At 55.6% G+C, this 14252-nt stretch carries 12 protein-coding genes; 5 read left to right on the top strand and 7 right to left on the bottom strand.

Features of this window, described 5'->3' with window-relative positions:
- Position 1: 1 nt before the first annotated feature.
- Together CUC55_RS22490 and putA are read right to left on the bottom strand one after the other, a co-directional pair.
- Positions 2 to 904, bottom strand: a complete 903-nt coding sequence (locus CUC55_RS22490) for a LysR family transcriptional regulator (RefSeq protein ID WP_103089181.1) — start codon at positions 902 to 904, stop codon at positions 2 to 4.
- A 111-nt stretch (positions 905 to 1015) separates the two neighbouring features.
- Complete coding sequence (gene putA / locus CUC55_RS22485) at positions 1016 to 4699, bottom strand: trifunctional transcriptional regulator/proline dehydrogenase/L-glutamate gamma-semialdehyde dehydrogenase (RefSeq protein WP_103089180.1); 3684 nt, start codon at positions 4697 to 4699, stop codon at positions 1016 to 1018.
- Between the two features lie 141 nt (positions 4700 to 4840).
- Between putA and CUC55_RS22480 the strand changes: the two genes are divergently transcribed.
- Complete coding sequence (locus CUC55_RS22480) at positions 4841 to 5311, top strand: Lrp/AsnC family transcriptional regulator (protein ID WP_103089179.1); 471 nt, start codon at positions 4841 to 4843, stop codon at positions 5309 to 5311.
- 44 nt (positions 5312 to 5355) lie between these two features.
- Here CUC55_RS22480 and CUC55_RS22475 read toward each other — a convergent pair whose 3' ends face one another.
- Both CUC55_RS22475 and CUC55_RS22470 read right to left on the bottom strand, forming a co-directional pair.
- Positions 5356 to 5922 (bottom strand): sigma-70 family RNA polymerase sigma factor, encoded by a 567-nt coding sequence (locus CUC55_RS22475; protein ID WP_067651276.1) that lies wholly within the window; start codon positions 5920 to 5922, stop codon positions 5356 to 5358.
- Positions 5922 to 6122, bottom strand: coding sequence for a NepR family anti-sigma factor (locus tag CUC55_RS22470; protein WP_067651273.1), 201 nt, complete (start codon positions 6120 to 6122; stop codon positions 5922 to 5924). Before CUC55_RS22470 ends, CUC55_RS22475 begins: the two co-directional genes overlap by 1 nt.
- 140 nt (positions 6123 to 6262) lie before the next feature.
- Between CUC55_RS22470 and CUC55_RS22465 the strand changes: the two genes are divergently transcribed.
- The gene (locus CUC55_RS22465; protein ID WP_067651269.1) at positions 6263 to 7057 is read left to right on the top strand and encodes a response regulator; all 795 of its coding nucleotides are present in this window, start codon (positions 6263 to 6265) and stop codon (positions 7055 to 7057) included.
- A 111-nt stretch (positions 7058 to 7168) separates the two neighbouring features.
- The gene (locus CUC55_RS22460) at positions 7169 to 8161 is read left to right on the top strand and encodes a sensor histidine kinase (RefSeq protein ID WP_103089178.1); all 993 of its coding nucleotides are present in this window, start codon (positions 7169 to 7171) and stop codon (positions 8159 to 8161) included.
- Between the two features lie 253 nt (positions 8162 to 8414).
- On the opposite strand, the gene CUC55_RS22455 is transcribed toward CUC55_RS22460, so the two are convergent.
- Positions 8415 to 10115, bottom strand: a complete 1701-nt coding sequence (locus tag CUC55_RS22455; RefSeq protein WP_103089177.1) for an HWE histidine kinase domain-containing protein — start codon at positions 10113 to 10115, stop codon at positions 8415 to 8417.
- A gap of 245 nt (positions 10116 to 10360) precedes the next feature.
- Here CUC55_RS22455 and CUC55_RS22450 point away from each other — a divergent pair, with 245 nt between their 5' ends.
- A complete protein-coding gene (locus tag CUC55_RS22450) occupies positions 10361 to 10909 on the top strand; it encodes a PRC-barrel domain-containing protein (RefSeq protein WP_103089176.1) in 549 nt (182 codons plus the stop codon).
- 115 nt (positions 10910 to 11024) lie between these two features.
- On the opposite strand, the gene galE is transcribed toward CUC55_RS22450, so the two are convergent.
- Together galE and CUC55_RS22435 are read right to left on the bottom strand one after the other, a co-directional pair.
- Positions 11025 to 12008, bottom strand: coding sequence for a UDP-glucose 4-epimerase GalE (gene galE, locus CUC55_RS22445; protein ID WP_103089175.1), 984 nt, complete (start codon positions 12006 to 12008; stop codon positions 11025 to 11027).
- A gap of 559 nt (positions 12009 to 12567) precedes the next feature.
- Positions 12568 to 12909 (bottom strand): DNA-binding protein, encoded by a 342-nt coding sequence (locus CUC55_RS22435; protein WP_067651252.1) that lies wholly within the window; start codon positions 12907 to 12909, stop codon positions 12568 to 12570.
- A gap of 223 nt (positions 12910 to 13132) precedes the next feature.
- On the opposite strand from CUC55_RS22435, the gene nspC reads away from it, so the two are divergent.
- Entirely contained in the window at positions 13133 to 14230 is a 1098-nt protein-coding gene (gene nspC, locus CUC55_RS22430; protein ID WP_067651249.1) for a carboxynorspermidine decarboxylase, read from the top strand.
- Positions 14231 to 14252: the final 22 nt, after the last annotated feature.

Genomic DNA, 14252 nt, shown 5'->3' with positions numbered 1-14252 from the left:
TTCAGAGGTTTTGCCCGACCTGTTCAAGAAGCCAGCTTTGGAACGCCTGGACCAGCACGTTGTCCTGACGCCCNTCTGGCAGAGCGATATAATAGCTGTTTTCCGTCGCCAGCGGCACGTCGAACACGACATTCAGCAAGCCTGATTTCAATTCGGTTTCAATCAGATATTTCGGCAAGAGCGCAAAGCCCAGACCGCTGACTGCGGCCTCTATCAGCATGGAAAACTGGTCGAAACGGTTGCCGCGATAAGCGCTGTCGGAGGCAAGCCTGTTCATCTCGAACCACTCCGTCCACAGCTTGGGACGCGTGGTGATGTGAAGTAACGGCCCGTCCAGCATATCGGCATGGTTTGCGACAGGTTTGGACGCCAGAAGCCGCGGGCTGGCGACGGGAACGATCACTTCGTTGCAGAGGAACGTGCATGTACCACGCGCCCACACCGGCTGGCCGTAATGGATGGCGATGTCGAAGCCTTCCTCATCGAAATCGAAGGGCTGGGTGCGCGATCCTACTGTCAGCACCGTGTTCGGGTGGCTTGCCATGAAGTCGTGCAGGCGGGGTGTCAGCCAGCGGCTACCGAATGTCGGAAGGGTCGCGATGGACAGCAGCGCGCTGGAGGAGCCAGCCGTGACGGCCCGCACCATCAATTGTTCGGATTGATGCAGCAGCTTCTGCACGTCAGGCAGGAACTTGCGCCCCGCATCGGATAGCACCACGCGGCGGCGAATGCGCTCGAACAGCAGCATGCCGGTCTGCGCTTCCAGATCGCTGATCTGGCGGCTGACCGCGCTCTGCGTCAGGTTCAACTCTTCGGCAGCGCGCGTGAAGTTGCCGTGCCTTGCAGCGCATTCGAAAGCCTGCAAGGTCACGATATCAGGAACCAGCCGTCTGCGTGTGTCCATTCCAGTCTCGCATCAACATGCGCGCTTTCTCCACCGAAAGCACCTCTCAAACCCGTATATGATCGGGAAACAGAATGAAACGGGAATTTCCGTACAGGACCGACGCGACGATCAGCCAATCGACATCAAGCTTGCATTTCCACCCGCCGCAGTCGTGTTGACGCTGACAGAGACTTCTTCCAGCAGCCAGTTCAGATTGTAAGGCTGGTCCGTTCCCAGCAACGCTTCACTGGTTGCGGCCTGAACCAGAACCAGCGGGCCGGGAAGCTCGGCAATGCGCGCATTCACCTGACGTACCCGCTCCGCATCACCTTCCACCAACGCGCCCGAGAAGGGGCCGGACCTGACCCAATCAGCGGACCATGTGATGTGGGCCGTCACGCTGGATGGCAAACCGTTCAGTTCCGTTTCCAGACCGGTTTCTTTATCTATCACCACCGTGTTTCCGGTTGCAAGTGTCGCTGCCAGTTGCCGGAACAATCCCTGTGCGGTCAGCGGTGCCAGCAAANCATGGCCGCGTGGATGCAGGGCATAGAGGTTGCGCTCTCCCACCGGACCTGCAAGTTCGGTTTCAAANCCGAGGCCGGAGAGTTTGGCGGAGAGGCGGGCCATTTCCGCTGCCGCCTTGTCAACCTTTGCCTCCAGCCAGTTGGCAAAATCGGTGATTGCAGTGTCGTGTTGATGCCCCTTGCGGTCTACAAGCGGTGCATTCTTCGTCAAACGACCGAGGTAAAGAGGGCCACCAGCCTTTGGACCTGTACCGGAAAGACCGCGTCCGCCGAAGGGCTGCACGCCGACCACGGCGCCGATGATGTTGCGGTTGACGTAAAGATTGCCCGCCTTCACCCGGGAAAGCACATGCGCAATCGTCGTATCGAGGCGCGTGTGTAGGCCGAATGTTAGGCCGTAACCGGTTGCGTTGATATCATCGATGAGACGGTCGAGCTTTTCGCGCTTGAAGCGGATGACGTGCAGGACAGGGCCGAAGACTTCACGCTTGAGGTCGGACAGGGATTTTAACTCTATGATGGTTGGCGGAACGAAGGTGCCCTTGTCGGTGTCGCCAGCCAGTGTGATTTGCTCGATCCGGTTGCCGAGCGCCCGCATGGCTTCGACGTGCTGTTCGATGTTTTCCTTGGCTTCCAGCGTAATCACCGGGCCGACATCCACCGACAGCCGGTCCGTTCTACCGATTCGCAATTCGTGCAAGGCGCCTTTCAGCATCGTCAGCGTTCTCTCAGCCACATCGTCCTGAAGGCAAAGAACGCGTAGCGCCGAGCAGCGCTGGCCGGCGCTATCGAAGGCGGACGCGATGACATCGGCCACAACCTGTTCGGCCAGAGCCGAGGAATCCACGATCATGGCGTTCTGGCCACCGGTTTCGGCAATGAGCGGGATCGGCTGTCCATCGCTCGACACACGCGCCGTCAGCTGTTTCTGGATCAGGCGAGCGACTTCGGTGGAGCCCGTGAACATGACGCCTGCGGTTTGCTCGGCACCCACCAACTGCGCGCCGGCTTTGCCATCGCCCGGCAGAAGCTGCACGGCATCCGCGGGAACACCAGCCTCATGCAGCAGGCGAATGCCTTCTGCGGCAATCAGCGGCGTTTCCTCTGCGGGCTTGGCCAGAACCGGGTTGCCTGCCACGAGCGCTGCCGCGACCTGACCGATGAAGATCGCAAGCGGGAAATTCCACGGGCTGATGCAGACGACTGGGCCGAGAGCCTGTTGCTGCGGGCCGAATGTGTTACGTGCTTCGGCTGCATAATACCGTAGAAAATCGATAGCTTCCCGGACTTCGGCGATGGCGTTCGGCGCCGATTTTCCGGCTTCGCGCATGATGAGACCGAGCAGAACGGGCAATTTCGCCTGCATCAGATCGGCTGCTTTTTCCAGGCAAGCGGCGCGGTCTTCGACGCTGGTTTGCGGCCAGCTGGATGCGGCGGCGGCTTCCAGCGCCTGTCTTACATCCGCATCGGTCGGTTCGGTCACGAAGCCGACGATATCATTGAGGTCGCCGGGGTTGAGAACGGCTCTCGCAGAACCGGTTGCACCCAGTGGCACAGCTTTCCATTCCATCTCCGCGCTGGTCCAGAGCGCCTCACTCAATGACGCCAGCGTCTGTTCATTCGCCAGATCCAGCCCAGCCGAATTTATCCGCGCGCCGTAGAGATTGCCGGGTTTGGAAATCTTCTCGTGTTGCGCGCCCGGTGCAGCCATGGATTTCACCGCGACGACAGGGTCTTCCAGCAGCGAATCGATGGGAATATTCGGGTCGGCGATACGGTTGACGAAAGAAGAGTTGGCGCCGTTTTCCAGCAATCGGCGCACGAGATAGGCCAGCAACGTTTCATGCGTGCCAACCGGTGCGTAAAAGCGGCAGGGACGGTCGAGGTTCTTTTTGCCGACGACTTCGCTGTACAGCGGTTCACCCATGCCGTGAAGGCACTGGAACTCGTAGTCCCCGATTTTGAATTCGGGTCCAGCGAGGTGATAGATCGTTGCCAGCGACTGCGCGTTGTGGGTTGCGAATTGCGGAAAGATCACGTCGCGGGCGGCGAGCAGCTTGGCGGCGCAGGCGATGTAGGAGACATCCGTGTGGACCTTGCGGGTGAAGACTGGGAAGTCTTCCAATCCGTCCAGTTGCGCCCGCTTGATTTCGGCATCCCAATAGGCACCCTTGACGAGACGCACCATGATACGGCGGTTCGATCTGCGGGCGAGATCGATGATATAATCCAGCACGAAGGGGCAGCGGCGGCTATAGGCCTGCACCACGAAGCCTATGCCCTGCCAATTTCCCAGTTCCGGGTCAAGCGCGATTGCTTCCAGCAGGTCGAGCGAAAGCTCCAGCCGGTCGGCTTCTTCGGCATCGATGTTGAGGCCGATATCGTAGCGCTTGGCCAGCAGCATCAGGGATTTCACGCGCGGCAGAAGTTCATCCATCACACGCTGTGCCTGCGCGCGGGCATAGCGCGGATGCAAGGCGGAAAGCTTGATGGAAATGCCGGGACCACCATACACGCCGCGACCGGCTGAGGCCTTGCCGATGGCATGAATTGCCTGCTCGTAATCGTGGTAATAGCGCTCGGCATCCTTAGCCGTCGTCGCGGCTTCGCCCAGCATATCGTAAGAATATTGGAAGCCTTGTGCCTCAAGTGCCTTCGAGCGGTTGATTGCCTCGCCGATGGTCTGGCCGGTCACGAATTGCTCGCCCATCATCCGCATGGCCATGTCGACGCCGCGGCGGATGACCGGCTCTCCCGCACGGGAAATGAGTTTNGTCAGCGCTGCCGACAAGCCCTTGTCGTTGACGGTGGATGTCAGCTTGCCCGTGATGACCAGCCCCCAGGTCGCGGCATTGACGAACAGTGAGCGACCGCCGCCGAGGTGAGATTTCCAGTCGCCGGTGGCAATCTTGTCACGGATCAGGGCATCACGTGTGGCGGCATCGGGAATACGCAACAGGGCTTCGGCAAGGCACATCAGCGCCACGCCTTCCTGGCTCGATAGCGAATATTCCTGCACCAATCCTTCGACGCCGGTCCCTTTGGCTTTGGAACGCAGCGCTTGAACCAGTTTGCGTGCAGTCGTGCGAATTGTATCGGCCTGTTCAGGCGAAACGGTTGCCGCTTCGAGTAGCCGCGCCATGCAATCCGGCTCCGCCCGGCGGTAGGCAGCGGTGATGGCTTGGCGCAGGGCGCTTTGCGGCTGCACCGGTGGCGCAAAATGCGCGAAAATATCACATGTTTGGTTGGCGTGTGATTTGGCAAACCNAGCTGTATTTNCTACCATCGGTCCAGTCCTCGAATATCTGTCGCAAGGCGATCTTTTNCAGACATCAGAATATCACTGGTGGCAAAATTGCTATGGTCCTATTTNAGCGGTATATCAGGACAAACCGACTTATAATGAGCATTTCAGGAGGCAATATGAATGGCAAANTCGTCTGATACAGGTGATCTCGATCATTTCGATCTGAAGATACTGGAGGCAATGAGCGATGATGGCCGCATGTCGATCTTGCAATTGTCCAAGCAGGTCGGTCTGTCGAAGACGCCGTGCCAGACGCGGCTGAAACGTTTGGTGGATGAGGGATACATTCTGGGTTTTCGTGCCATGCTCAATCCGGCCAAGTTGGGGCTGGAGCACATCGCCTTCACCGAGGTCAAACTGTCTGATACGCGCGAGAAGGCGCTGGAGGATTTCAACACGGCGGTCCGCAAGATCAAGGAAGTCGAGGAGTGTCACATGATCGCTGGAGCCTTCGATTATCTGTTGAAGGTTCGCACCAACGATATCCGCAAATACAGGCGGGTTCTGGGTGAAAAANTATCCAGCCTACCGTGTGTGGCCAACACATCGACATTCGTCGTCATGCAGTCTGTCAAAGACGTGGGAATATAAAACGGCACAGCCTTTGGGCTGCGCCGTTCTGATGTCAGTCAGGTTTAACGTATAGCCGCAGCCGCTGTGACCGCTGCTACCTGAGCGTCTGGACCGAATTCGTTTTCGTCCTGAATCCCCAAAAGTTCCTGAAGACGAAGACGTGCACGACTAACGCGGCTTTTGATTGTCCCGACGGGGCAACCGCAAATTTCCGCAGCTTCTTCATAGGCAAAGCCCGACGCGCCGATCAGCAGAATGGCTTCACGCTGATCTTCCGGCAGTTTTGCAAGCGCGGTCTTGAAATCCTGAAGATCGACGGAACCGTGCTGTTCTGGTGGAACAGACAGGCGGGATGTGTAAGCTCCATCCGTGTCCTGAACTTCGCGGCCTGATTTTCTTATCTGGCTGTAGAACTCGTTACGAAGTATCGTAACCAGCCATGCGCGCATGTTGGTGCCGGGCTGATAGCTTTCCTGCTTCGCCCAAGCCTTCATGATCGTGTCTTGCACGAGGTCATCGGCCCGGTCGCGGGACCGGATGAGAGAGATAGCGAATGCGCGCAAATTGGGGAGCGCGGCCAGCATTTCTCGCTTGAAATTGGTTTCGTTCTTGGTGTGTTCTTCTGCCATTATCCCCTCGAAGCTTTTGCTTTGTTTTCAGCTTCGTCGAGTTTCTCAAGCAGATCGAGGAACTTGTCTGGAATGCCTTCGTCCTGAACTGTGTCGTACAGTTCCCGTAGTTTACGCGAGATGACGGTTCTACCTGAGTCGGAAACAGTCGGAGACGTTCCCTTTTCAGATGGATCCTGATCCGATTGAAACATATTCATGATTTCCGGTATTCGTTAGGTGATGTCGCTGTTAATGCCTAACTGAAAAANTAGTTCCAACCAACTGGAACTATTTTTNGGGTACCACGTTTTTNCCATTATGTGTGCGTTGCACACCGCATGATACAGGGGAGAATTCCATGTCAGTTTCTACACGCATCGCACCGCACCTGCCCTATCTTCGCAGGTTTGCGCGTGCCGTTTGCGGTTCACAATCGACTGGCGATGCCTACGTCGCCGCCAGCCTGGAAGCATTGATCGCGGATGTTAGCATCTTCCCGCAGACGAGCAGCGATCGCGTCTCGCTTTATCAATTGTTTGTCTCCATCTTTAGTTCCGTAACAATCAACATCAAAAGCGACGAAAACCTTACGGGTTGGGAAAAGCGTGCGTCTGCCAATCTTTCGGCAGTGCCGGCGGTGCCGCGCCAGGCATTTTTGCTGACGACCGTAGAAGAATTCTCGATGGCTGAAGTTGCCGAAGTTCTCCGCGTTCCTGAATCGCAGGTCGGAAAGCTGATCGATGAGGCTGCCTCTGAAATTGCGCGTCAGGTTGCGACCGACATCATGATCATCGAGGACGAGCCTCTGATCGCGATGGATATCGAGCAGATGGTAACGGACCTCGGCCACAACGTGACAGGCATTGCGCGCACCCATAAGGAAGCGCTGGAACTGTTCCACCGTACGCAGCCCAAGATGATCCTTGCCGACATCCAGCTTGCGGATGGAAGTTCTGGTCTGGAAGCCATGAAGGAAATCCTTCAGATGACGACGCTGCCTGTGATCTTCATCACCGCTTTCCCGGAACGTCTTCTTACCGGCGAGCGTCCTGAGCCGACCTTCCTTGTGACCAAGCCATTTAATCCCGACATGGTGAAAGCTCTCATAAGTCAGGCTCTGTTCTTTAATGAAAGTTCACGTGTCGCAGCTTAATTGACGCTGAACTGAAGAGATTTTGGAACCCGGGTTCTTACCCGGCGTTCAGGTCTGCATGTTTGCTCGAACACAGCGACCTTGATCGCCGTTACCCGTTAGGAGACAATATTGCATCGGCTGGCGTGGCATAATGCGGGGCGAGAAGAGGGAGACCTTCACGATTCACTCGTGCTTGCCTTGCTGGACTCTGATGAGACGGTCATGCTGCAGGACNGTGATAAAGAGTATATTTTTATCGCGAATCTGCCTGACGTCTGGACGCTTCCGGACGAGTCAGGCGACGATCCGAACGACGTCACGATGTTTGGAAAAGAGCTTGCTGCCCGCCTGTCAGATTTGAAAAANGATCTGACGGCAGCAGGAAGCAGGGGAATGCTGGAGGTCAATGCCGGCAAGGACCGTGTCTTCCAGTTTTACGTCTACTCCACCGTCAACATGTCTGGACAGCGCGTCCTCAAAACGACAATTCGAGAAGTAACGGTGGAGCGACGGCGGGAGCAGTTGCTTCGATCATTGCTCCGCGAAGTCAGTCACCGCTCAAAAANCCTCCTTGCCATCATCCAGAGCCTATCCTCCCAAACCGCGCGTTTCAGTTTTACCAAAGAAGATTTTCTGCGAAAATTCAGAGGGCGTCTGCATGCTTTGGCGCAGTCCCAGGATCTGATCACGGATTCGGATTGGCGCGGAGCAGAGATTTTCGATCTGCTGAAACAGCAGGCCGATCTCTATTTGCCTGAATATCCTAACCTGATTCAGATGAAGGGCGACAACCTTCTCCTCAACCCAAACGGGGCGCTCTATGTGGGGCTCGCTTTCCATGAGCTTGTCGTGAATACGATCAGTCATGGTGGGAACCTATCGCAGCATCTTCCTTTGACACTGGAATGTCGAAAAGATGCGGATTTCTTCGAAGTTCGCTGGACGGAACCACTTGGAGGCAGTGGCGCTCAACACACTGCCGACGCTGACAAACGAAGCAATTTCGGAAGCGTTGTTTTGGAGAAAGTCGTCCCGGCAGCGTTGGGTGGGGAAGCTAAATATAAAGTCTCTGATGAAAGCATTGACTATTTCCTGAGGTTCCCGGCTCCGCTGCCGACCTGAATAAAACCNAATTGAATTTTGGCTTGTCCGATGGAAGACGACGTTTTGTCGCGTCGCTTTTGTTATCTGTTCATCTGCGGAGTTTGGGGACGCCCTTGTGCCAACAAAAANGCACGGCTCCGTAGAGCCGTGCTATCTATGGCAGGTTTNCAGGGGCAAAACCTGCGTGCGCCAAGCCTCAGGCGGGGACGGGAGTGGCTTGGCTTGCCTTAAAAACGCGGGTTCTGCCAGTTGGTTCCGTGCCGTCTAAATTTTAATTCGGCAAAACAGATTTTTTTNGAGCAAGAAATTTATGAAAAGGTGCTGTCAGCGTCCACTGGAATCCACACTCTTTGTAATCTGTTGATATGGTTGCAGAAAATGCACTTTCGGCATGACGTCTCGTAATTGTGGTGCCAAAGCCGCTTCGTGTCGGGGCAACGGCTGGAGGGCCACCAACGTCTTTCCAGTCTATTGTCAGCATCTCTTTCTCACCGTTCATCTTACGAACCCAGGAGAGCTCGACAGTGGCTGCCGCCTCGGAAAGCGCGCCGTATTTCATCGAATTGGTCGCCAGCTCATGGATGATGAGGCCCAGATTCTGCGCAGCTTCCGGCGAAAGAATGAAGTCTTCTCCGCTGAGCTTGACCTGATCGATGGCGTTCCCGAAGACCTTCAAATGGGTTTCCAGCAACTTGCGCATCGGCAGTCCCTGCCATTGCACCTCCGACAAAGCGCTGATCGACATTCCCAAGCCACGAAGACGGTGGTCCACCTCCTTTTGGAACTCCGCAACCGTCGTGCTGTCGCGCGCGAGCTGGCGCATCATGGCTTGAACCAGCGTCAGCATGTTCTTGGAGCGATGAACCAGCTCGTGCAGGATGAGGTGGGCACGATCGTCCGCCTGGCTGCGGTCAAAGGAGGCGTTCGAAAGGGCGACAGCGACCTGATTTGCTTCCTTTATTTNGGTGTCGATCGGCGAAACGATTTCGCCCTCGCCTATTCGTTTGGCCACATCGACAAGTTCGCGTATTGACCCACGGAGCTGCTGGCCGACGAGATAGGCACCTGCGATAGCGATTGCGACGAGGGTCAAACTGCCGATCATCATTTNCCGCCAGGTGCTTGCCAATGCAGAATCGCTATTGTCGGACGGTCCCCAGATAACTGCCTTCCAAGACCATCCCGGCAGTTGGGAGTAGGCATATATAATGCCGTCTTCATTTTCGAAACTGCCGCTAAANGCCTGCATTTCGTTCGCCCACGTATGATCGAAGTCGGATCCGGCTGCGATGGTCTTCGGCGCGCTGGATGTAACGACGTGATTGTTGCCATCCACGATCGCAATCGTCCAGCCAGATGGAAGCCCGTCCGTTGAGACCAGTCCCATCAGGTCGCTGGCATTTTGGGTCATGATCAGTGCGTCACCGGCGGCCGACAGCGACGGCGGCAAAGGGCGCATGACGTTGAACACCCATTCCTTGCTGGTATTGCCATAAAAGATGTTGGAGACGGCGATCCTGCGTCCGGCAATGACATCCTGTAGCTTGATGTCGGGCGGCACATTGCCCAAGGGCTGATTCAGCGGCACACGGCTGTTCAGGCGTTGTTTNCCGTCAGCAGTTGCAACGATGACGTAGAGGCCCTGTCTTTCAAGGCTTTCGCTCACGCGCTTGTGAAACGCCGCGAGGTCGCCATCCTCTAACTCGGGGAATTGCGTCAGCAGGTTGAGAGTTGTCGCCATTTCCTGCAAACGGCGATCGATGTTGCGGCTGACTGCGCGTGCATCTTCGACGGCTTCCCTTTGAAGGTCGCCTGTTTCGTTTGCTTCCAGTTTCAGCATCAGATAGCCGACGAAAATAACCAGAGGCAGCGTGATAACTGCTGTCATTACAACGAGATAGACACTAATAGGCGCGGTTGGAAAAAANCCGGAAAGACGTCGTCTTAGTTTCAATATGATGTTGTTTCGCATCGTCTCGCCGGTTTCGACCGGTGTTCAAATCATTCTGGCTGAACCGCAGAATGGCGCAAGCCTTCATAGTTCGCAATCCCATAATATGCCTGATTACCAGCCGCTTTTTATGTCTTTTCATCCGTTATTGCCTAAAAAANCAGCGGAACCAATTTCCTTCTTGTGCCGTTTGCAAATCAACAGGCTCACACAGAACGGGTTCAACCGTCGAGCAGGTTACATTGATAGGATAAGGAAGGTACGAAATGAAAANGACACTCACCATGATCGCCACAGTCGCTCTTTTGGGTTCCACAACATTCGCATCACTTGCCATGGCACAGGGTACGACGCAGCCTGCACCGGCAGCACCAAGTGCCACAGTTCCGGCAACGACTGCGATGCCAGCGACGCCTTCGGCAGCAGGCGGAGCTTATCTCACAGAGCAGGCAGCGACACAGATCAGCGCCAATGACTACATCGGCAATGCAGTTTATACCGCAGCTGATGAGAGCATTGGCAGCGTGACCAATCTCATTCTTGAGGAAANTGGTGGCATCGTCGCGGCAGTGGTCGGCGTTGGCGGTTTTCTGGGCATTGGTGCCAAGGACGTCGCCGTCCCAATGGACAAGCTGACGGTTACACGTGACGCCGCCAACGGCACAGTGCGCCTGACGACGACCGAAACGGCCGAGTCACTCAAAGCCGCTCCTGAATTCGTAACGATGAAGGACAAGAAGGCTGATGAAGGCTCTGCCGCGCCGGCAACCAACTCCACAACTGGCGGTGCGACCACAACGGCGCCCAAGCCATAATAGAGTTACCTGGGAGAGGAGCTATGAGAACATTCTCATAGCGAAGACGCCGGTCCACTGGACCGGCGTTTTTTTNGTCTTTTCAAAGGCAGCACCATAAAAGCTTGCTCACCTCTTACATGCTGGCGTTTCGCGAGGAGTGCCAGCGCCATGCGGACCTGATAATATCCGTCAGCGTATATTGCGGTTCCCAGCCCAGCACTTCCTTTGCCTTGTCGTTGTTGGCGACGAGGGTGGTGGAATCGCCGTCACGTCGTTCGGTGTATTCCACGGGNAAGGGGCGGCCAGAGACTTCCGAGATTGTATCGAGCAATTCCTTGACCGTTGTTCCGGTGCCGGTGCCAAGGTTAAGCTCGACGGTTTCTCCTCCATTCAGCAGATAATCGACGGCACGCACATGGGCGTCCGCCAGATCGAGAATGTGAATGTAGTCGCGGACGCAGGTGCCGTCTCGCGTGTCATAGTCCGTGCCAAACACCTTGAAGCCCTCGCGGCGTCCCAGAGCGGCTTCGATAGCGAGCGGAATGGCATGCGTTTCAGGCTTGTGCCACTCGCCGATGCGCCCTTCGAAATCGGCGCCCGCGGCGTTGAAGTAGCGCAACATCACGGATTTCAGACCCTTGTAGGTGCTGTAGTCCTTCAATGCCTGTTCCACGACCCACTTGGTGCGGCCATAGGGATTGATCGGTGCCTGGGGGTGGGTTTCGTCCAGGGGCACCCGTTCCGGCAGGCCGTAGGTCGCGCAGGTAGACGAGAAGACAAAGGCCTTCACGCCCGCATCTATCGTGGCTGACAGCAATGTCAGCGCACCGGTGACGTTGTTATCGTAAAAGGCAACGGGATTTTTGACGGATTCGCCGACTTCGATCAGTGCCGCGAAATGCAGGACGGCTTCCGGCTTATGTTTGGAAAAAACTTCGGCCAGTCGCTTGTGGTCGCGAATGTCGCCCTGTTCAAACGGTCCCCATCTGATGAATTCTTCATGGCCGTTGGAAAGGTTGTCGAAGACGATAGGCTCATATCCACGTTCAGCCAGCAATAGGCAGGTGTGTGAACCAATATATCCGGCACCGCCGACAACAAGGACTTTTTTCCGCATCCAACATTCTCTCCGTTAAAAGACGTGTTGGCAAACTGCCTAGCATTTTGTCGGCAGAAGGGCAGCGGAATTTATTGCAGGTGAAAANGGAAAAGCCGCCTTCTGATCGAGGGCGGCTTCGGAAATCGAATTACTTCTTCTTCAGAATCGTGGTTCTGGTCGCAACATAGCCAAGAGCAATCGCTGTCAGCAGTGTGACGAATGGCCGTGCTGCAAGCGCGCTGCCAGCCAGGGACTGTGCCGCAATCGGTGCTGCAGCCAGCGGCATCAAAGGTCGCGTAGCATAGACGCGCGGTCTACGTTTGATGGAAAGGCACACCAGCATGATGACGCCGAGCAGAAATGCCACGCCAGCAATCACGAGAGCCGCAGGTCCGGCCCCGATTTCTTTTGCGAGGTAGATCGAGCCGCCAACCAAGGCAGCAATGAAGGCAATAACAAAAAACACACCGGCAAGCGTCCACAAANGGATCGTGGACTTGATGCGCCGTGTCACCAATTGGCCTTCTCGCTGGGTGTCACCGAGATAAAGCAGCAGCGTCTGAAGCATGTTGCTACCTTATTTGCGGGTGACGAGAGCGATAAGGAAACCTGCAGCAACGGCAATGCCCAAAGACTGAAGTGGGTTCTTCTGAACCTGATAGGTCAAGTTGTCGTTGAGAGACTGAATTTCATTGCGTACGGTTTCGACTGTCTCTTCACCGGCGGCGATAGCATCGTCGGCAGCGCGGGAGGCACGGGCCTTGACCTCATGGGAAACGCCAGCACCCAGCGCTTTCACGCTGCCAGCCAGATTGGCAAGGTCTTCACGTAGCTGCGCTAGCTGCGCAGACACTTCTGCTGCATCGCCGCCTTCGAGAGTTTCACGCACTTTATCTTCCACGTTACGAACCGTCGCCATGATGTGTCCTTTGCTGAATTTATCTCAAAANCGCCGTTTACACGGCTCACGCTTGGTTTCAGAACGTGCCTGACGACGTTTGGTTCCCCTGTGTCTTCACCGTAGCGAAAAAACAGCTGGATTGCAGAATCTCTGCTGCGGGTTTGTTTTCCTGTCACAAGCATCATATAAGGCCCGTCTCAAGACGAGACCTTTCCTGTCCAAGATAAGATGTGACTGACAAATGCTGCAAACGCCATATTACCTGATCGATAAGACAAAGCTTCTTCGCAACATGGAGAAGATTGCCTATGTGCGCGACAAATCCGGCGCAAAGGCACTCTTGGCGCTGAAGTGTTTCGCAACGTGGTCAGTGTTTGATTTCATGTCGCAATATATGGATGGTACGACGTCCTCGTCGCTCTACGAGGTGCGCCTGGGTCGCGAAAAATTCGGTGGTGAGACGCATGCCTATAGCGTCGCATATGCGGATTACGAGATCGACGAGGTCATCGCCAACGCAGACAAGATCATCTTCAACTCCATTGGGCAACTGGAGCGTTTTGCCGACAAGGCCGAAAGCATCACGCGCGGTCTGCGCCTAAACCCGCAGGTTTCCTCCTCCACCTTCGATATCGCCGACCCGGCGCGTCCGTTCAGCCGTCTGGGCGAGTGGGATGTTGCAAAGGTCGAAAAGGTCATGGACCGCATTTCCGGCTTCATGATACATAACAATTGTGAAAATGGCGATTTCGATCTGTTCGACAGCATGTTGTCGCAGATCGAGGACAAGTTCGGCACGCTTCTGGCGCGTGTAGAATGGGTGAGCCTCGGCGGCGGTATCCATTTCACCGGCGAAAATTATCCGCTCGACCAGTTCTGCGATCGTCTCAAGGAATTTTCGGAAAAATACGGCGTTCAGGTCTATCTGGAACCCGGTGAAGCTTCGATCACCAAGAGCACGACGCTGGAAACAACGGTTCTCGATACGTTGTTCAACGGCAAGAACCTCGCCATCGTCGATAGCTCGATCGAGGCGCACCTGCTGGATCTGCTGATCTACCGCGAAACCGCCAAGGTTTCGCCCAATGAGGGTGATCATTCTTACATGGTCTGCGGCAAGTCGTGCCTTGCAGGCGATGTGTTTGGCGAGTTTCGTTTTGAGAACGAATTGAAGGTGGGTGACCGCGTCTCCTTCCAGGACACAGCCGGTTATACCATGGTCAAGAAAAACTGGTTCAATGGCGTCAAAATGCCAACCATTGCCATCAAGGAGCTGGACGGTTCCGTCCGTTCCGTCCGTGAATTCGGCTTTGCCGATTTCGAACAAAGCCTGTCTTAATATCAATAGCTCATCCCTGCGG

The sequence above is a fragment of the Agrobacterium bohemicum genome (assembly GCF_002896715.1).
In the GTDB taxonomy this organism is placed as follows: Bacteria; Pseudomonadota; Alphaproteobacteria; order Rhizobiales; family Rhizobiaceae; genus Agrobacterium; species Agrobacterium bohemicum.
Note: the sequence above shows the minus strand (reverse complement) of the source record. Positions and strands in the feature narration are given on the sequence as shown.

Bases quoted from the DNA above. Each gene is read 5' to 3' on its own strand.
- CUC55_RS22475 (WP_067651276.1), bottom strand. From the start codon at position 5,922: ATGGCAGAAGAACACACCAAGAACGAAACCAATTTCAAGCGAGAAATG.
- CUC55_RS22470 (WP_067651273.1), bottom strand. From the start codon at position 6,122: ATGAATATGTTTCAATCGGATCAGGATCCATCTGAAAAGGGAACGTCT.
- CUC55_RS22465 (WP_067651269.1), top strand. From the start codon at position 6,263: ATGTCAGTTTCTACACGCATCGCACCGCACCTGCCCTATCTTCGCAGG.
- CUC55_RS22435 (WP_067651252.1), bottom strand. From the start codon at position 12,909: ATGGCGACGGTTCGTAACGTGGAAGATAAAGTGCGTGAAACTCTCGAA.
- nspC (WP_067651249.1), top strand. From the start codon at position 13,133: ATGCTGCAAACGCCATATTACCTGATCGATAAGACAAAGCTTCTTCGC.